Raw genomic sequence first — 16,445 nt, forward strand, 5'->3', positions numbered from 1 at the left:
TTTTGATAGCTTCTGGCGCTTACCCAGCAAGGGTTTCAAGCCATTTTTATTAAAAAAAGGGACGCTGGAAGCGTCCCTTTTTGCATGTCCGCATGGTGCGGCGGCAAGTGTTACTTCCTGTCCGCTTCGGCGGCCTTGGCGCGTTCGGCAACACCCTGGGCCTTGAGCTGTTCGGCCATCTGACGCTGCTTCTCGACCAGCGGCGGGAAGGGGCCGAAGCGGTGCTGGTCGGCGGGCGCCCCCAGCAGGTAGGGCGGGAAGGCAGAGTCCACCGGCTTGTTCCAGCGGGCAGGGAAGTCCACTTCCAGGTTCGCCTTCACCGGGCGGGGCTTGGACAGCATGTAGGCCGACACGTCATAGGCCTCGTCGTCGGTGAGCTGCGGCGCATCGAAGCTGGTGCCCTGCGGCATGTTGTGCTTGACGAAGCGCGTCGCCATCGCCAGGCGGTTCATGCCCGCGCCGTTGTTGAAGGTGTCGTTGCCCCACAGCGGCGGAAAGATGTAGCCCTGCGCATCGCCCGGCTGGCCGGCCCGCACGCCCTGGCCGTCCGGGCCGTGGCAGACGGAACACTTGGCCTCGTACACCTTGGCACCGGCCTCCAGATCGGCGCGGCGGTTGGGCATCTTGCTTTGCACCATGCCTGCGCCCTCGACGGTGGCGCCCACCGGAATGCCGCGTGACAAAAAGGAGATGTAGGTGACAAAGGCCTTCATCTCGCGCGAATCCAGCGGCAACGGCTGGCCGCTCATGCTGCGTTCCATGCAGCCATTGACGCGCTCTTCGACGGTGCTGATATCGTCCTCGCGGCCCCGGTACTGCGGGAAGGTGGCGCTCACTCCCGTCCACGGCATGGCAAAGGGCTTGGTCGCCGCCTGCTGGTGGCAGGAGGCGCAGGCCAGGTTGTTGCCGGCATAGCGCTTGCCCACGTTCAGCACCTCCGGCCCGATGTGGGCAAAGGTGCGCGTGGTCAGCGCATGACCGTACTGCACCAGGTCCTTGTAGTGGCCGGGGGGCAGTTGCTCGATGTCAGGCACGGCATGGTCTGCCAGCTTGACGGTCATGGAAGTGTCGGCGGCCAGGGCGGGGCTGGCGCCCAGCAGGGCGGACAGGCCGGCGAGAAGGAAGGTGAAGGTGGTACGGGGTTTCATCATGACCCTATCGTAAGAAGGGTCGTTCTGGCCGCCCATTCTCTCCATCGGTGACGAACCTAGCCGGAACAGGCTAGGGGATGCGCCCACGCCAGGATGGCCGCCGCCTGCTCCCTATACTTTTTGCATGTGCAACCCGGGTATTTCCACACTGCAACGGCAGGCAGCCGCCTGGCTGCTGGGCCTGGCCGCGCTGCTGGCACCCGCCGCGCAGGCGCAGCCAGGCGCCACCGTGCGCCTGGGCGCTTTGTCCGTGCTGGCCGATGACGACACCCAGCGCCAGTGGCAGCCGCTGGCCCAGGGCTTGCAGGCGGCTTTGGGCCGGCCCGTGCATCTGCAAACGCACGATCTGGCCGCGCTGGAGGCCGCCGTGGCCCGGGGGGCGGTGGATTTCGTCGTTACCAACCCCGGCCATTACGTCGCGCTGGAGGCACGGCATGGCGCGGCCCGCATCGCCACCCTGTCCGCTGCGCAGGGCGACCCGGCCCATGCCGTCGGCTCGGCCGTCGTGGTGCGGGCCGAAACCGCTGGGGCCGCGCCTGCGGCCCTGGCCGATCTGCACGGCTGGCGCGTCGCCGCCGTGGCCGAAGAGGCCTTTGGCGGCTACCAGCTGGCCGCCGCAGCCTGGCTGGCGCAGGGCGTGGACGCCGAAGAAGGCGGACTGCGGCGCAGCTTCACCGGCTATCCCATGCAGCGCGTGGCCCAGGCGGTGCTGACCGGACAGGCCGATGCCGGCATCCTGCGCACCTGCCTGCTGGAGCAGTGGGAGCGCCAGGGCATCGTCCCCGCCGGAGCGCTGCACGTGGTGCCCGCATTGGCCACAGGGCAGGCGCCGGCGCAGCGGCCGACCTGCCGCACCTCCACCCCGCTCTACCCCGGCTGGGCCTTTGCCGCGCTGCCCGGCACCGCACCCGAGCTGTCGCGCCAGGTGCTGCTGGCCTTGCTGGCCCAGCCCGACGGCGCTGGCGATGCCCTGGGCGATGGCTTTGGCGGCGCCTGGACGGTGCCTGCCGACTACCAGCCCGTGCATGACGTGCTGCGCCAGCTCCAGGTCGAGCCGTATGCCTTTTTACGCGCCACCCGCCTGCAGGCCCTGCTGCGCCGCTACTGGGGGTGGGCGGCGGCCCTGCTGGCGCTGACGCTGGCAGGCACGGCCTACCTGCTGCGCGTGGAAGTGCTGGTCAAGCGCCGCACGGCGGAGCTGACGCACAGCCTGCACGAACGCGAGCGCCTGGCGCAGCAGAACGCCCGGCACCAGGAGGCGCTGGGCCATCTCTCGCGCCTGTCCATCCTGGGGGAGCTCTCGGCCATGCTGGCGCATGAGCTGACCCACCCGCTGGCCACCATCGGCAACTACGCCGCCGGCCTGCGCCGCCGTGCCGCCCAGGGCAATCTGGCCCCGCAGGCGCTGGAGCAGGCCTTGCAGGACATCGCCCAGGAAAGCGAACGCGCCGCCCGCGTCATCGACAGCGTGCGTGCCCTGGCCCGCAAGCGCGTGCCGGAGCGCGAAGCCATCGCCCCCCAGACCCTGGCCCGGCAGGCGCTGGCCCTGCTGGGCGGCGGGCACGGCAGCCCGGACATCCGCCTGCGCTGCGCCCCCGGCGCCGACCGGCTGCGCGTGCGCGGCGATGCCCAGCAACTGCTGCAAGTGCTGATCAACCTGCTGCAAAACGCCCGCGACGCGCACCGGCTGGCCGGGAGCGATGCCCGGCAGCCCATCGACCTGGAAATCGGCAGCGAAAACGACAATGAAAGCGACAACGAAAGCGGCCAACTGGCCCTGGCCGTCCGCGACCACGGCCCGCCCCTGCCGCCGCAGGCCCAGGCGCTGCTGTTCACCCCCTTTCACACCACCAAGCCCGACGGGCTGGGCCTGGGCCTGTCCATCAGCCGGGGCATTGCCGAGGCCCACGGCGGCGCCCTGCACGCCCGGCCCGTGCCCCTGGCCGAAGGCGGCGGCATGCGCATGGTGCTGCTGCTGCCGCTGGCCGACCTGCCGCCGCCCGCCTCCCCCAGTCCCACCAGCCCGCCCGCCGAGGATTTGCCCGCATGACCGCTGCCCCCGCCCCCCGCATTCACGTCGTGGATGACGATGCCAACTTCCTGCGCTCCCTGCTGTTCCTGCTGCAAGGGCTGGGCTTCGACGCCGTCGGCTACCCCACGGCGGAAGACTTCCTGCACGCCGCGCCCGTGCCTGCGCCCCAGGGCTGCTGCCTGCTGCTGGACATCCGCATGCCGCGCATGAGCGGGCTGGAGCTGCAACGGCGCCTGCACGCGCAGCCGGAAATGCCCATCGTCTTCATGACCGGCCACGGCGACGTCGATCAGGCCGTGCAGGCGCTGCGCGGCGGCGCGGCGGACTTTCTGCAAAAACCGTTCAGCGAGCAGACCCTGCTGGACGCCCTCAACCGCGCCGTCACCGCCAGCGTTCAGGCCCAGCGCCAGCAGGCCCGGCAGGCCCAGGCGCTGGCGGTACTGCAACGCCTGTCCCCGCGCGAGCGCGACGTGGCCCGCCTGCTGGCCCTGGGCCACAGCAACAAGGAAGTGGCCCGACGGCTGGACATCAGCGACCACACCGTCCATGTCCACCGCCAGGGCATCACCCGCAAGACCGGCTCCGGCCACGCCGCCGACCTCGCCCGCCTCATCCTGCGTGCCGCGCCGCAGGAGCTGGAAGAAGGGATTTATTAAAAAAAGAAGCTTATTCCTCTTGTCATTGCTTGATTTCAAAATGTTTTATTTCTGAAATCATTCAATAACAATCGGAGGCAGCTCCTTTTAACAAAGCAAAGTCTCCACTCCCAGGCCGTGGCCCAGGCACGGGGCGCGGGCAGATGACGGAAACGATGGCTGCGTAAATCGCCATATTGCGCAACATTCTTGCGTTTTTCAGAAAAAAGTCAGATTTTTTGCCAATTTCGGCTTTTTCTTGCTCGAATAACGCAGTTTTATTGAAAACCAAAAACCCTTCATGTTGCATCGCAAGAAATGAAGTGCTACATTCGCCCGCTATGCAACAGGTGTTCAGCGCTTTTTACTTTTACTTTTGGTTCTCTATCCCAGGCGGATGAGAGGCAAGCGCTCGCACACCCACGAACAGACCCTCGAAAGAACCGCCGAAGCTGAAAAGCCCGGCGGTTTTTTGTTTTCCACGATCACTTTTCTCAAACACAGAGGCAGACATGACCGCTCAATACTCCCCTCCCGGCGATACCTGGTACCGCAGTCCCGCCCCCAAAACTGGCCAGACTGACGACGAACGTATCAAGGACATCACCGTGTTGCCCCCTCCCGAGCATCTCATCCGCTTCTTCCCCATCCAAGGCACCCCTGCCGAGGCGCTGGTCAGCAACACCCGCCGCAGCATCCAGCGCATCATGCGCAACGAGGATGACCGCCTGCTGGTCATCGTCGGCCCCTGCTCCATCCACGACCCGCAAGCCGCGCTGGACTACGCCCGCCGTCTGGCCGACGTGCGCGAGCAGTACAAGGACACGCTGGAAGTGGTCATGCGCGTGTATTTCGAAAAACCCCGCACCACCGTGGGCTGGAAGGGCCTGATCAACGACCCCTACCTGGACGGCAGCTACCGCATCGACGAGGGGCTGCGCATCGCCCGCCAGTTGCTCATCGACATCAACCGCCTGGGCGTGCCGGCGGCCAGCGAGTTCCTGGACGTGATCTCGCCCCAATACATCGGCGACCTGATCTCCTGGGGCGCCATCGGCGCCCGCACCACCGAAAGCCAGGTGCACCGCGAGCTGGCCTCGGGCATCTCCGCGCCGATCGGCTTCAAGAACGGCACGGACGGCAACATCCGCATCGCCACCGACGCCATCCAGTCCGCCAGCCGGGGGCACCACTTCCTGTCCGTGCATAAAAACGGCCAGGTCGCCATCGTGAACACGGCGGGCAACCAGGACTGCCACGTCATCCTGCGCGGCGGCAAAACGCCCAACTACGATGCCGCCCACGTCGCCGCCGCCTGCGCCGACCTGGAAAAAGCCGGCCTGCCCGCCACGCTGATGGTCGATTGCAGCCACGCCAACAGCAGCAAGCAGCACGAGCGCCAGAAGGACGTGGCCGCCGACATCGCCGGGCAGATCGAGGGCGGCTCGCGCCAGGTGTTTGGCGTGATGCTGGAAAGCCATCTGGTCGCCGGGGCGCAAAAGTTCAGCGCCGGGCAGGACGACGTCTGCAAGCTGGCCTACGGGCAGAGCATTACCGACGCCTGCATCGGCTGGGGCGATACCGTCACGGTGCTGGAACAACTCTCGCACGCCGTACAAACCCGCCGGGAACGCGCCCGGGCGCCGGAAGCGGCCCTGGTGGAATAAACGCACCGCTTACCCACAAAAAAGACCCTCGCAAGGGTCTTTTTTGTGGGGAAACAGACCGGCCGCTTATTGCAGTTGGCCTTCTTCCTTGGCCTGGGCAGCGGCCTGCTGCTGCTCGTACAGGGCCTGGAAGTTGATTTCGGCCATGTGCACGGGCGGGAAGCCGGCACGGTTGATGATGTCGGCCACGTTGCCGCGCAGGTAGGGGTAGAGGATTTGCGGGCAGGAGATGCCGATGACGGTGTTCAGCTGCTCTTCCGGGATGCCACGGATTTCAAAGATGCCGGCCTGTTTGGCCTCGACCAGGAAGACGGTCTTGTCTTCGATCTTGGTCTGCACGGTCGCCATCACCGCCACTTCATAGATGCCGTCGGCCACGGGGGTGGCTTCCACACCCAGTTGGATATCCAGGCCGGGCTGCTCTTGCTCCAGCAGAATCGCGGGGGAGTTGGGCTGCTCCAGCGACAAGTCTTTCAGGTAGACGCGCTGAATTTGGAAAACGGGGGAGGTGGCTTGTTCGTCGGACATGAAAGGGTCGATCCAGTTCGGGGTTGAGAGAAGCCGGGGATTATGCCGCCCCGGCAGAAGGCGCCAGCGCCCGGCAGGCGCGGGTGCTGGCGCAGGCGTCAGCTATTGAGCAAAGGCAAAAGCCCGCCCTTGGCATCCAGCGCCATCAGATCGTCGCAGCCGCCTACATGGGTCGCGCCGATGAAGATTTGCGGCACGGTGCGCCGGCCCGTGCTTTCCATCATCTCGGTGCGGGCGGTGGGGTCCTGGTCGATGCGGATTTCTTCGATCTGTTCCACCCCCCGGGCCTTGAGCAGTTGCTTGGCACGGATGCAGTAAGGGCACACGGCGGTGGTGAACATTTTTACGGCTTGCATGGCGGGGCCTTTTCCTGTCTTGATGGCAATCAGCGGCAATTGGGGACGCTTCAGGTTTTCACAACCGGCAAGGCGGCTTCGCGCCAGGCCTTCATCCCGCCTGCCAGCACCTCGGCCTGGGCATAGCCGAGCTTTTTCGCCACCAGCTGGGCGCGTGCCGAGCGCGGGCTGGTCGCGCACACCAGGATGACCGGCAGGGCCTTGTTCTTCACGGCCTGGGGCAGGCGTTCCTCCAGTTGCGACAGGGGGATGTTCCGGGCATTGGTGATGTGGCCGCTGACGTATTCCTCGGCCTCGCGCACATCGACGACCACGGCCTTGTCGCGGTTGATGCGCTGCACCGCCGCCTGGGGCGACAGGCCGATGCCTGCGCCACCACGCAAGACCGGCAGGGCCAGGCCAATGCCGGACACCAGGGCCAGCACGATCAGATACCAGTTTTCAATAAAAAAGCTCACAACAGTCCTTGCAAATCAGCGGAAAAAAGGAAACGAAAAAAAGTGCAAACGTTTGCGCCAAAACTGCGGATTTTAGGCGTTTGCCCAAGGCTGCCAGCAACAGAGGCTTCACTCAACACCTAGAATGGCGCGTTTACCGGCATCCGGGCCGCTTTTTGCTGCTGCCCGGACTGTTTAGAACGTGTTTACGATCTCCGCGCGGACACGTTCTTGGCACTGATTGAATCACTTTAAAAACTGCCCTGCTATGTACAAACTCGTGCTTATCCGCCACGGCGAATCGACGTGGAATCTGGAAAACCGCTTCACCGGCTGGACCGATGTGGAACTGACCGCCACCGGGGTGGCCCAGGCCCAGGCGGCGGGCCAGTTGCTCAAGGCCGAAGGCTTTGAATTCGACGTGGCCTACACCAGCGTGCTGAAACGCGCCATCCACACCCTCTGGCACACGCTGGACGCCATGGATTGCACCTGGCTGCCCGTGGTCAAGGACTGGCGCCTGAACGAACGCCACTATGGCGGCCTGCAAGGCCTGAACAAGGCCGACATGGCCAAGCAGTACGGCGACGCGCAGGTGTTGGTCTGGCGCCGCAGCTACGACACCCCGCCCCCGGCCCTGGAGGCGGACGACCCGCGCGGCCAGCGCGGCGACCGCCGCTACGCCAAGCTGGCACCGGAGCAGATTCCGCTGACCGAGTGCCTCAAGGACACGGTGGAGCGCGTGGTGCCGTTCTGGCAGGAAGTGCTGGCGCCCAGCATCCGCAGCGGCCAGCGCATCGTGCTGGCTGCGCACGGCAATTCCATCCGCGCTCTGGTCAAGTATCTGGACAACATCGCCGACGATGCCATCGTCGGTGTGAACATCCCCAACGGCATTCCGCTGGTCTACGAGCTGGACGCCGACCTCAAACCCATCCGCAGCTACTACCTGGGCGATGCCGAGGCTGCTGCCAAAGCCGCTGCGGCCGTGGCCGCACAAGGCAAAGCGTAAGAAGCGTAAGCAACCCTGCGGGCTGACACCGCCTGGGCATGGCCTGGGCGCAGGCCCGTCGTCAAAGGAAGATTCATGGGGCAAAAGTTGAAAATCACCGGCTGGGTCTCGCTGGGCGTGCTCGCCGGGGCGCTGACCACCGTGTCGCTGCAAACCGTGGCACGCGGCGGCATTGCTCCGCTGCCGCTGGAAGAAATCCAGCAGCTGTCGGCCGTCTTCGGCATCATCAAGACCGACTACGTCGAGCCGGTGAACGACCGCAAGCTGATCACCGACGCCATCTCGGGCATGGTCTCCAGCCTGGACCCGCATTCGCAGTATTTCGACAAGAAGTCGTTCAAGGAATTTCGCGAGGGCACCAGCGGCAAGTTCGTCGGCGTGGGCATCGAGATCACGCAGGAGGACGGGCTGATCAAGATCGTCTCGCCCATCGAAGGCTCGCCCGCCGACCGCGCGGGGCTGAAGACCAACGACCTGATCACCAAGATCGACGACGCCGCGGTCAAGGGCCTGACCCTGAACGAAGCCGTCAAGCGCATGCGCGGCGAACCCAACACCAAGGTGACGCTGACCATCCTGCGCCGCGACGAGGCCCGCAATTTCCCCGTCACCATCACGCGCGAGGAAATCAAGACCCAGTCGGTCAAGGCCAGGATGATCGAACCGGGCTACGGCTGGGTGCGCCTGAGCCAGTTCCAGGAACGCACGGTGGAAGACTTCGTGCGCAAAGTCTCCGACCTGTACCAGCAGGACCCGAAACTGAAAGGCCTGGTGCTGGACCTGCGCAACGACCCCGGCGGCCTGCTCGATGCCGCCGTGGCCATCTCCGCCGCCTTCCTGCCCCAGGGCGTGACCGTGGTCAGCACCAACGGCCAGCTCGAAGAAAGCAAATCCACCTTCAAGGCCGAGCCGCGCTCCTACGCCCGGGGCAGCAGCGACCCGCTGGCGGGCCTGCCCGCCGCGCTGAAAAAAGTGCCGCTGGTGGTGCTGGTCAACGAAGGTTCGGCCTCGGCCAGCGAAATCGTCGCCGGTGCCCTGCAGGACCACCAACGCGCCACGCTGATGGGCAGCCAGACCTTCGGCAAAGGCTCGGTGCAGACGGTGCGTCCGCTGGGGCCGGACACCGGCATGAAGCTGACCACCGCGCTGTACTACACGCCCAATGGCCGCTCCATCCAGGCCAAGGGCATCGTGCCCGACATCATGGTCGACGAGACTGCCGAGGGCGATGTCTACGCCGCCCTGCGGATGCGCGAGGCCGATCTGGACAAGCACCTCTCGGTCGACAAGGCGGACGAAAACGTGGCCGTCGCCGCCCGTGAAAAGGCCCGCGAGGAAGCCCGCAAGCGCCTGGAGGAAGACAGCAAGAAGCCGCCCGAGCAGCGCCGCCTGCCCGAATTCGGCTCCGAGAAGGACTTCCAGTTGCAGCAGGCGCTCAACCAGCTCAAGGGCCAGCCCGTGCTGGTCAGCAAGACCCTGACCGAGCGCAAGCCCGAGAAAAAGGACGACGATGAAGAGGCCGGGGACGCCGAATAAGCACCGTCGCTATTTCCATAGCTACTCCCGCTGAATAAATAAGGGTTTCAGATGGTTTTCTATCTGAAACCCTTTGTTCATCAGCGGAAAACACTATTGTTTTTATGAACGACAACCAACTCCTGCGCTACTCGCGCCACATCCTGCTCGACGAAATCGGCATCGAAGGGCAGGAACGCATCTGCACCGCCCATGCCCTCATCCTGGGCGCCGGCGGCCTGGGCGCCCCGGCAGCGCTGTACCTGGCGGCCAGCGGCGTGGGCCGCATCACCGTGATCGACGACGATGCGGTCGACCTGACCAACCTGCAGCGCCAGATCGCCCACACCACCGCCCGCGTCGGCCAGCCCAAGGTGGCCTCGCTGGCCCGGGCCGTGGCCGACCTCAATCCCGAAGTGCAGGTGAATGCCGTGCAGCAACGCGCCGACGCGGCCCTGCTCGACAGCCTGCTGCCCGGCGTGACCGTGGTGCTGGACTGCTGCGACAACTACCAGACGCGCCAGAGGGTGAACGCCGCCTGCGTGCGCCACCGCATCCCCCTGGTCAGCGGCGCGGCCATCCGCTGGGATGCGCAAGTCAGCGTTTTCGACCCGCGCCAGGACGATGCCCCCTGCTACGCCTGCCTGTTCGACCCCGACGCCGATTTTCAGGAAGTGCAATGCGCCACCATGGGCGTGCTGGCCCCCCTGGTCGGCATCGTCGGCAGCGTGCAGGCGGCGGAAGCCCTGAAACTCATCGTCGGCACCGGCGACAGCCTGGCTGGCCGCCTGCTGCTGCTGGACGCCCGCAGCATGGACTGGAACCGGCTGCACACGGCCAGGAACCCGGAATGCAAGGTCTGCGGGAATGGGGAGACGGCCCAGCCGCAAGATTTGCAGTGGTCGTGAACCCGCAAGCACCCGCCCCCATGAAAGCCGCCCTCCTTGCCGCCACCCTGCTGATGGCCAGCACGGCCGGTGCCCAGACGCCAGCACCGGCAGCCGACCAGGAAATCCGCCAGTTGTTTACAGCACTGGAACAGTCGGGCTGCACGTTTTCACGCAATGGCACCTGGTACAGCGCCGCCCAGGCCAGCGAACACTTGCAGCGCAAATACGATTACCTGCTGAAAAAAGACCTGGTTCGATCGACCGAATCCTTCATCAAACTGGCAGCCACGCAAAGCAGCGTCTCGGGCCAGCCCTACCAGGTGCGCTGCGGCACAGCACCGGCGGTTTCCAGCCAGGCCTGGTTCAGCGGCCAGCTGGATGCACTGCGTGGTGGCAGCCGGCGCTAGCCGTTGCCCCTGATACGCCCCAATCGGCGGCATCTGCTGCTGTTTTTCCCAGGGCAAAACCGCAATAGTTCCTCTATCCACACCCCGGCGTGCCGTGGCGCACGCCGGGGTCCGCAATAGAGGCTCTGCATGAACACACCATCCCCGGAATCCGGCCGGACTTCTCCGACAAAAAAGCACACCATCCCCATCGCGGCGGAAACATCCCCGCCCCTGTTCGAGGCCCGCAAGAAAATCCAGCCTCGCTCCATCAGCGGCCTGTTTGCCCGCTGGCGCTGGGCCATGGTGTGGGCCACGCAGCTGTTTTTCTACGGCGTGCCCTGGCTGCAATGGGGCGACCGGCAAAGCCTGCTGTTCGACCTGCAGACCATGCGCTTCTACCTGTTCGGGCTGGTGCTGTACCCGCAGGACTTCATCTACCTGGCGGTGCTGCTCATCGTCTGCGCCCTGGCGCTGTTTTTGTTCACCACCGTGGCCGGGCGGCTGTGGTGCGGGTTTGGCTGCCCGCAGACGGTATACACCGAAATTTTCATGTGGCTGGAGCGCATCACCGAGGGCGACCGCAGCGCCCGCCTGCGCCTGGACCACAGCGGCTGGACGCTGGAAAAAATCCTCAAGCGCAGCGCCAAGCACGGCAGCTGGCTGCTGCTGTCGCTGTGGACGGGGTTTACCTTTGTCGGCTACTTCGTGCCGATTCGCACCCTGGCAGTGGAAGTCATGGCGTTGCAAGGGCCGTGGCAGATGTTCTGGATTTTCTTCTACGGCCTGGCCACCTACGGCAACGCCGGTTTCCTGCGCGAACAGGTGTGCAAGCACATGTGCCCGTATGCCCGCTTCCAGAGCGCCATGCTGGACAAGGACACGCTGATCGTCACCTACGACAGCCAGCGCGGCGAGCCGCGCTGGATGCGCAGCAAAACCCGTGGCAGCGCTGCCACGGCCCCCACCGCACTCCTGGGCGACTGCATCGACTGCACGCTGTGCGTACAGGTCTGCCCCGTGGGCATCGACATCCGCAACGGCCTGCAGTACGAGTGCATCGGCTGCGGCCTGTGCGTGGATGCCTGCGACAGCGTGATGGACAAGGTGAACCTGCCGCGCGGGCTGATCCGCTTTGCCACGCAAAACGGCATGGACAACCGCTGGGGCAAGGCGCAGATGCTGCGCCGGGTACTGCGCCCACGGGTGCTGGTCTACACCGCCATCACCCTGGCGTTCTGTGCAGCCCTGGCGGTGAGCCTGGCCCAGCGCACGCCGCTGAAAGTGAATGTGCTGCGCGACCGCGCCTCGCTGGCCCGTATTGCACCGGGCGGCCAGTTGGAAAACCTGTACCGCCTGCAGATCATGAACGCCACCGAGATGCCGCAGCGCTACCGCATCGGCGCCAGCGGCCTGGAAGGATTGAACGTGGTGGAAGAAGACCGTGACCTGGAGCTGGCCCCCATCGAATCACGCTGGGTCACGGTGCGTGTGCGCATCCCCTACGGCAGCGCAGCGCCCGGTGCCCATGCGGTGGAATTTGTAGTCGCTGCCGCAGGGCAGGAACCCATGGCGGTGCAGGAACGGACGGTGTTTCAGGTTCCCGATTGACGCGAGAATGCTGGCTTTTGGCCCGGCAGCACCGGGTTTCATCAGGAGCAGTGATGGCGTTCTCCACGCAAGATCGGGAAGCACTTTTGGCGGTCAAGGGCATCGGGCCGGCGGTCATCCAGCGATTGGAACAAATGGGCCTGGATTCTTTGCCCGCGCTGGCCCACGCCGACACGCTGGAAATCGTGACCGCCGCAGCCGGATTGACAGGTTCAAGCTGCTGGAAAAACAGTCCGCAAGCAAAAGCGGCGATTCAAGCCGCCATTGATTTGGCGAAATCCAGGCAATGATTTTTCTGCCCTGTCGAAGCTGGCTGAAATGGATGCACGTCGGCTGAAACCGGGTAGCTCACAAGCACCGCCCCAGCACCGCCATGCTGGCCGGGTCGTCGGCCATGGAGACCGGCAAACGCAGCATGGTCGATGGTTGCTGGGTGGCCGAAAACAGCACCCCCGGAGCCAGCAGCACGCCCTGGGCGGCGGCCTGGCGGGCCAGGGTTTCGGTGTCCTGCCCGGCATCGGCCCAGACGAACATGCCGGCCAGCGGCTCCTGATGCACGCGCAGGCCGAGGTTTTCCACCAGCTTCAGGCAGCGCTGGCGGGTGCTGTCCAGCCGCTCGCGCAGGCGCTGGACGTGCTTGCGGTACTGGCCGTCGGCCAGGATGCGGTGGACGACGCGCTCGCCCAGCTCGGGACTGGTCAGGCCGCTCAATAGCTTGGCATCGGTCAGCGCCCGGATGCGCTCGGGGCTGGCGGCGATATAGCCCACGCGCAGGCTGCCCGCCAGGGTTTTGGAAAAGCCGCCCACCAGCAGCACGCGGCGCAGGCGGTCCAGCGTAGCCAGACGCAGGGGCTGCTGCGGGGCGAAGTCGGCGTAGGTGTCGTCTTCCAGAATCAGGAAATCATGCTGTTCGGCCAGGCGCAGTACGTCGTAGGCCACGGGCAAGGCCAGGCCAAAGCCGGTCGGGTTGTGGACGACGGTGTTGGCGATGAACAGCTTGGGCCGGTGCGCTGCGGCCAGGCGCTGCAGGGCGTCCAGATCGGGGCCATCGCGCAGGCGCGGCACAGGCAGCACCTGCACGCCCAGGGCACGCAGCAGGCCGAACACCATGAACCAGGCGGGGTCTTCGACCAGCACGGCATCGCCGGGACGCAGGTGGCTGCGCAGTACCAGGTCCATGCCCTGGGTGACGCCGCTGACGGTCATCAATTCCTGCTCGGGGTCGACCGCCAGCCCCTGGGCCAGCAGGTAGGCCGCCAGTTGCTGGCGCAGCGGCGCATAGCCTTGCGGCGCACCATAGCCCAGCAGTTGCAGGCCGGCGCTGCGGCCCACGCTGCGCACAGCGGCATTGAGCATGTCGTGGTCCAGCCAGCTGGCGGGCAGGATGCCGGTACTGCCGTCGAACTGCGCCTCCTGCGTGGGGCGGAACATGCTGCGCAGCAGAAACGGGGTATCGAAGGCGGCATCTGCAGACAGGCTGGGGGTTTGCAGTGTTTTTGCGCCCTGTCCCTTATGGGGAAAGCGCTGGGCGCTCACAAAAAATCCAGCACCCGGACGGGAGTGGGCCACGCCCTGGGCCACCAGCCGGTCATAGGCCTGCACCACGGTGTCGCGGCTCACGCCGGTGCTGTCGGCCAGCTGGCGTACCGAAGGCAGGCGCGTGCCGGCACGCAGGCTGTGGCTGGCCAGCAATTGCCGGCAGTGCTGCACCAGTTGCTCGACCAGCGGCGGCATTCCCGGGGCGCGTTGCGGCTGCCAGCCCAGGGCGTTGCTGGCGACAGTAGTGGCGACATTGCGCACTGTGGGGGTGGTTTTATCCATACAGTAGGTCAATCGACTTGTGAAAGTGTATGGCTACTGTACCGCTTTATCGCTCTAGCATCCACACCACTGTTGAATGGGAGTGTTTGCATGTCTTTCGATTTTTCCGCCTTGGCCCATAGTCCGGTGCTGCTGCCCCTGGCGGCGTTCATCTTTGTCAGCTCGATCACGCCGGGGCCGAACAACGTGATGCTGACCGCCTCGGGCGCCAATTTCGGCTACCAGCGCAGCGTGCCGCACATGCTGGGGATTTCGGTGGGCGCCACGCTGATGCTGCTGGTCGTCGGCGCGGGCCTGGGCGCGGTATTCGAGCGGCTGCCCCGGCTCTACACCCTGCTGCAATGGGTGGGCGCAGCGTATCTGGTGTGGCTGGCCTGGAAAATCGCCACGGCAGGCCGCGTGCAGACGGGGCAGGCCCGGCCGCAGCCCTTCAACTTCTGGCAGGCGGCAGCGTTTCAGTGGGTCAATCCCAAGGCCTGGCTGATGTCGGTGGGCGTAGTGGCGGCCTACACCTCGCCCACGGCCTACTGGGCCAGCCTGGCGCTGGGGGCCGTGGTGATGCTGGTGGTGAACTACCCCTGCATCAGCGTGTGGACACTGTTCGGCAGCGTGATCGGCCGCTGGCTGCAATCGCCCCGGGCGCTGCAGGCTTTCAATGCAACGATGGCCGTTTTACTGCTGCTGTCGCTGTATCCGTTACTGACCGGCGGGTAAGCGGCTGTGTTCTGCTCGGGCCGGGGGGCGTTCAATAGCCTTCGGGCAGCAGCGCAGCTATTACAAGGAATAGCAGCAGCAAGAAGCCCAGGCTGCCCAGGATAGCCACGGCCCAGCTGGTTCCGCCCTGGCGGACATAACTTTCGGCAGGGGCATGGATGGCCTGCAAATCCGATACGGCTTTTTCAACGTGGGTTTTGTACCAGCCATTGCCGAACGTGCCAATCAGCCCGGCCACGCCCAAGCCAATGGCACGCGACAGGGCGGTGCTGGTACTTTCGGACATATCGGGGAAAAGAATGATTTCCAGCATCGTCTCTATCAGCAGGGCGGCCAGAATCAGCCCGGCAGGCCGGTACATTTTGCGGTACAGCAGCCAGGCGGGGCCAAGAAAGAATCCGGCCACATTGAAGGAATTGCCGCCATCCACCCATTTGCCCAGGTAGTAATCGGCCTTCTTGCCGACAAACTGCCGGATGGCGTCGTCGGCCCGAGGGGGCTGATCGGCGGCAGCGGGCAGGGTGGAATGGATATTCCGGGGAAAAGCGTTGTCATCCATGGCGGAAATACTTTCTGGACAGGCGGGCGGGCATGGTAGCGCAGTATTTCTGCTGCCCAGGGCTGGCGTTCTACCGCCTCCGCCGCCCGCTCCAGGCAATGAACAGCCCCGCCCCGGCGATGATGGCGCAGCCCAGCAGCATGGGGGTGTCCACGGTTTCGTTGAAGGCCACCACCCCCAGACCGACGCCAAACAGCAGCCGCGTATAGCGAAACGGCGTGACGGTGGCGATGTCGCCCGTGCGCATGGCCTTCATCAGGCAGGCGTAGGCCAGTACGCCAATGGCCACCGCAGATGCCACGGCAGCGGTGCTGGTTACGGTCGGACGCACCAGGGCGCGGCCCTCCCACAGCCCGTACAGGGCGCCGGCCACCACAATGGTCAGAAAACCGTAAAAGCCCAGATGCCGGGTGGTAAGCAGGGGCGATACCGCACGGCTGGCCAGATCGCGCCCGGCAAAGCCGACCATGCCGACCAGGGTCAGCAGCGACAGCCAGGAAAAATCCGCCGCCGAAGGGCGCAGCACGACCAGCACGCCCACCAGCCCCATGACCACGGCCACCCAGCGCCGCCAGCCGACACTTTCACGGAAATAAACGCTGGCCCCCAGCACCACCAGCACCGGCGTGGCCTGCAGGATGACCGTGGCCGAAGACAGCGGCGTCAGCGCAATGGCCAGCACGTAGAACAGCCGCCCGACGAACTCGAACCCCGCCCGCACCAGCATGGCTTTGGAGCGTGCCGCCGGATGCAGCAGCCCCACCCCGCCCCGCCGGGGAAAGGCGGCAAAGGCCAGCATCCCGCCCAGGCCAAACATCATCAGCAACTGGCCGATGGGCAACTGCCGCGCAGCGGCCTTGACGAAGGCGTCCTCCAGCGCAAACGCACCCATGGAAGCGACCATCCAGCAGATGCCCTTGAAGTTATCGCTGGTGTGCATGAGATGCGCCGTTGGTGCGGGACAAATGAAGCGGCAACACCCTGCCGGGCCGGGTGGGCAAAGGGGAAATGGCAAAGGGATGCGTGGCGGTCATGGTCATGAAGGACGGGAATCCGTCTGGCGCGGCAAAGCCCGCCACTATACGCAGGCCCGCAGGCTGCCCACCAGCAGCAGTTGCCCTGAAAAACACC

General features: G+C 65.5%; 19 protein-coding genes. 10 read left to right on the forward strand and 9 right to left on the reverse strand.

Going from position 1 to position 16,445, the window contains the following annotated elements; translation table 11 throughout:
- Positions 1-110: 110 nt before the first annotated feature.
- Complete coding sequence (locus tag ACFO3A_RS11340) at positions 111-1,151, reverse strand: c-type cytochrome (protein WP_377726408.1); 1,041 nt, start codon at positions 1,149-1,151, stop codon at positions 111-113.
- Positions 1,152-1,275: 124 nt separating this feature from the next.
- Between ACFO3A_RS11340 and ACFO3A_RS11345 the strand changes: the two genes are divergently transcribed.
- On the forward strand, positions 1,276-3,201 hold the full coding sequence (locus ACFO3A_RS11345; RefSeq protein WP_377726410.1) for a sensor histidine kinase: 1,926 nt from the start codon (positions 1,276-1,278) through the stop codon (positions 3,199-3,201).
- Positions 3,198-3,839 carry a response regulator transcription factor gene (locus ACFO3A_RS11350; RefSeq protein WP_377726412.1) on the forward strand — a complete coding sequence of 214 codons (642 nt, stop codon included), beginning with the start codon at positions 3,198-3,200 and terminating at the stop codon, positions 3,837-3,839. Before ACFO3A_RS11345 ends, ACFO3A_RS11350 begins: the two co-directional genes overlap by 4 nt.
- Positions 3,840-3,900: 61 nt before the next feature.
- Here the strand turns inward: ACFO3A_RS11350 and ACFO3A_RS11355 are convergent, their stop codons facing one another.
- The gene (locus ACFO3A_RS11355; RefSeq protein ID WP_377726414.1) at positions 3,901-4,128 is read right to left on the reverse strand and encodes a hypothetical protein; all 228 of its coding nucleotides are present in this window, start codon (positions 4,126-4,128) and stop codon (positions 3,901-3,903) included.
- Positions 4,129-4,188: 60 nt separating this feature from the next.
- Positions 4,189-4,332: a hypothetical protein gene (locus ACFO3A_RS11360; RefSeq protein WP_377726415.1), complete on the reverse strand. Its 144-nt coding sequence runs from the start codon at positions 4,330-4,332 to the stop codon at positions 4,189-4,191.
- Between ACFO3A_RS11360 and ACFO3A_RS11365 the strand changes: the two genes are divergently transcribed.
- Positions 4,331-5,485 (forward strand): 3-deoxy-7-phosphoheptulonate synthase, encoded by a 1,155-nt coding sequence (locus ACFO3A_RS11365; RefSeq protein ID WP_377726417.1) that lies wholly within the window; start codon positions 4,331-4,333, stop codon positions 5,483-5,485. The genes ACFO3A_RS11360 and ACFO3A_RS11365 overlap by 2 nt on opposite strands.
- A 66-nt stretch (positions 5,486-5,551) precedes the next feature.
- Here the strand turns inward: ACFO3A_RS11365 and secB are convergent, their stop codons facing one another.
- The 3 genes from secB to ACFO3A_RS11380 all read right to left on the reverse strand — a co-directional run bounded on the left by secB (position 5,552) and on the right by ACFO3A_RS11380 (position 6,827).
- Positions 5,552-6,013 carry a protein-export chaperone SecB gene (secB, locus tag ACFO3A_RS11370; RefSeq protein ID WP_377726418.1) on the reverse strand — a complete coding sequence of 154 codons (462 nt, stop codon included), beginning with the start codon at positions 6,011-6,013 and terminating at the stop codon, positions 5,552-5,554.
- Positions 6,014-6,111: 98 nt separating this feature from the next.
- The gene (grxC, locus tag ACFO3A_RS11375) at positions 6,112-6,369 is read right to left on the reverse strand and encodes a glutaredoxin 3 (RefSeq protein ID WP_377726419.1); all 258 of its coding nucleotides are present in this window, start codon (positions 6,367-6,369) and stop codon (positions 6,112-6,114) included.
- Positions 6,370-6,419: 50 nt separating this feature from the next.
- The gene (locus ACFO3A_RS11380; RefSeq protein WP_377726421.1) at positions 6,420-6,827 is read right to left on the reverse strand and encodes a rhodanese-like domain-containing protein; all 408 of its coding nucleotides are present in this window, start codon (positions 6,825-6,827) and stop codon (positions 6,420-6,422) included.
- Between the two features lie 247 nt (positions 6,828-7,074).
- Between ACFO3A_RS11380 and gpmA the strand changes: the two genes are divergently transcribed.
- The 6 genes from gpmA to ACFO3A_RS11410 all read left to right on the forward strand — a co-directional run bounded on the left by gpmA (position 7,075) and on the right by ACFO3A_RS11410 (position 12,510).
- Positions 7,075-7,818, forward strand: a complete 744-nt coding sequence (gene gpmA, locus ACFO3A_RS11385) for a 2,3-diphosphoglycerate-dependent phosphoglycerate mutase (protein WP_377726423.1) — start codon at positions 7,075-7,077, stop codon at positions 7,816-7,818.
- Positions 7,819-7,893: 75 nt separating this feature from the next.
- Positions 7,894-9,354: a S41 family peptidase gene (locus tag ACFO3A_RS11390; protein ID WP_377726424.1), complete on the forward strand. Its 1,461-nt coding sequence runs from the start codon at positions 7,894-7,896 to the stop codon at positions 9,352-9,354.
- Positions 9,355-9,458: 104 nt separating this feature from the next.
- The gene (locus ACFO3A_RS11395; protein WP_377726425.1) at positions 9,459-10,241 is read left to right on the forward strand and encodes a HesA/MoeB/ThiF family protein; all 783 of its coding nucleotides are present in this window, start codon (positions 9,459-9,461) and stop codon (positions 10,239-10,241) included.
- Between the two features lie 20 nt (positions 10,242-10,261).
- A complete protein-coding gene (locus ACFO3A_RS11400; RefSeq protein ID WP_377726426.1) occupies positions 10,262-10,630 on the forward strand; it encodes a YfeK family protein in 369 nt (122 codons plus the stop codon).
- Between the two features lie 129 nt (positions 10,631-10,759).
- Positions 10,760-12,220: a cytochrome c oxidase accessory protein CcoG gene (ccoG, locus tag ACFO3A_RS11405; RefSeq protein ID WP_377726427.1), complete on the forward strand. Its 1,461-nt coding sequence runs from the start codon at positions 10,760-10,762 to the stop codon at positions 12,218-12,220.
- 53 nt (positions 12,221-12,273) lie between these two features.
- Positions 12,274-12,510, forward strand: a complete 237-nt coding sequence (locus ACFO3A_RS11410) for a helix-hairpin-helix domain-containing protein (RefSeq protein ID WP_377726428.1) — start codon at positions 12,274-12,276, stop codon at positions 12,508-12,510.
- A 58-nt stretch (positions 12,511-12,568) separates the two neighbouring features.
- Here the strand turns inward: ACFO3A_RS11410 and ACFO3A_RS11415 are convergent, their stop codons facing one another.
- Entirely contained in the window at positions 12,569-14,041 is a 1,473-nt protein-coding gene (locus ACFO3A_RS11415; RefSeq protein WP_377726429.1) for an aminotransferase-like domain-containing protein, read from the reverse strand.
- Positions 14,042-14,131: 90 nt separating this feature from the next.
- Here ACFO3A_RS11415 and ACFO3A_RS11420 point away from each other — a divergent pair, with 90 nt between their 5' ends.
- A complete protein-coding gene (locus tag ACFO3A_RS11420) occupies positions 14,132-14,755 on the forward strand; it encodes a LysE family translocator (protein WP_377726430.1) in 624 nt (207 codons plus the stop codon).
- Positions 14,756-14,786: 31 nt separating this feature from the next.
- Here the strand turns inward: ACFO3A_RS11420 and ACFO3A_RS11425 are convergent, their stop codons facing one another.
- Both ACFO3A_RS11425 and ACFO3A_RS11430 read right to left on the reverse strand, forming a co-directional pair.
- Positions 14,787-15,314: a DUF2628 domain-containing protein gene (locus tag ACFO3A_RS11425; protein WP_377726432.1), complete on the reverse strand. Its 528-nt coding sequence runs from the start codon at positions 15,312-15,314 to the stop codon at positions 14,787-14,789.
- Between the two features lie 70 nt (positions 15,315-15,384).
- A complete protein-coding gene (locus ACFO3A_RS11430; RefSeq protein ID WP_377726433.1) occupies positions 15,385-16,254 on the reverse strand; it encodes a DMT family transporter in 870 nt (289 codons plus the stop codon).
- Positions 16,255-16,445: the final 191 nt, after the last annotated feature.

Origin of the sequence: Comamonas nitrativorans, assembly GCF_042654765.1 — a bacterium.
Lineage (GTDB): Bacteria > Pseudomonadota > Gammaproteobacteria > Burkholderiales > Burkholderiaceae_C > Comamonas > Comamonas nitrativorans.

Bases quoted from the DNA above. Each gene is read 5' to 3' on its own strand.
- ACFO3A_RS11355 (WP_377726414.1), bottom strand. From the start codon at position 4,128: ATGCAACATGAAGGGTTTTTGGTTTTCAATAAAACTGCGTTATTCGAG.
- ACFO3A_RS11425 (WP_377726432.1), bottom strand. From the start codon at position 15,314: ATGGATGACAACGCTTTTCCCCGGAATATCCATTCCACCCTGCCCGCT.
- ACFO3A_RS11420 (WP_377726430.1), top strand. From the start codon at position 14,132: ATGTCTTTCGATTTTTCCGCCTTGGCCCATAGTCCGGTGCTGCTGCCC.
- ccoG (WP_377726427.1), top strand. From the start codon at position 10,760: ATGAACACACCATCCCCGGAATCCGGCCGGACTTCTCCGACAAAAAAG.
- ACFO3A_RS11345 (WP_377726410.1), top strand. From the start codon at position 1,276: ATGTGCAACCCGGGTATTTCCACACTGCAACGGCAGGCAGCCGCCTGG.
- ACFO3A_RS11430 (WP_377726433.1), bottom strand. From the start codon at position 16,254: ATGCACACCAGCGATAACTTCAAGGGCATCTGCTGGATGGTCGCTTCC.
- ACFO3A_RS11410 (WP_377726428.1), top strand. From the start codon at position 12,274: ATGGCGTTCTCCACGCAAGATCGGGAAGCACTTTTGGCGGTCAAGGGC.
- ACFO3A_RS11400 (WP_377726426.1), top strand. From the start codon at position 10,262: ATGAAAGCCGCCCTCCTTGCCGCCACCCTGCTGATGGCCAGCACGGCC.
- gpmA (WP_377726423.1), top strand. From the start codon at position 7,075: ATGTACAAACTCGTGCTTATCCGCCACGGCGAATCGACGTGGAATCTG.
- secB (WP_377726418.1), bottom strand. From the start codon at position 6,013: ATGTCCGACGAACAAGCCACCTCCCCCGTTTTCCAAATTCAGCGCGTC.
- ACFO3A_RS11360 (WP_377726415.1), bottom strand. From the start codon at position 4,332: ATGTCTGCCTCTGTGTTTGAGAAAAGTGATCGTGGAAAACAAAAAACC.
- ACFO3A_RS11365 (WP_377726417.1), top strand. From the start codon at position 4,331: ATGACCGCTCAATACTCCCCTCCCGGCGATACCTGGTACCGCAGTCCC.
- ACFO3A_RS11395 (WP_377726425.1), top strand. From the start codon at position 9,459: ATGAACGACAACCAACTCCTGCGCTACTCGCGCCACATCCTGCTCGAC.
- grxC (WP_377726419.1), bottom strand. From the start codon at position 6,369: ATGCAAGCCGTAAAAATGTTCACCACCGCCGTGTGCCCTTACTGCATC.
- ACFO3A_RS11340 (WP_377726408.1), bottom strand. From the start codon at position 1,151: ATGATGAAACCCCGTACCACCTTCACCTTCCTTCTCGCCGGCCTGTCC.
- ACFO3A_RS11350 (WP_377726412.1), top strand. From the start codon at position 3,198: ATGACCGCTGCCCCCGCCCCCCGCATTCACGTCGTGGATGACGATGCC.
- ACFO3A_RS11390 (WP_377726424.1), top strand. From the start codon at position 7,894: ATGGGGCAAAAGTTGAAAATCACCGGCTGGGTCTCGCTGGGCGTGCTC.
- ACFO3A_RS11415 (WP_377726429.1), bottom strand. From the start codon at position 14,041: ATGGATAAAACCACCCCCACAGTGCGCAATGTCGCCACTACTGTCGCC.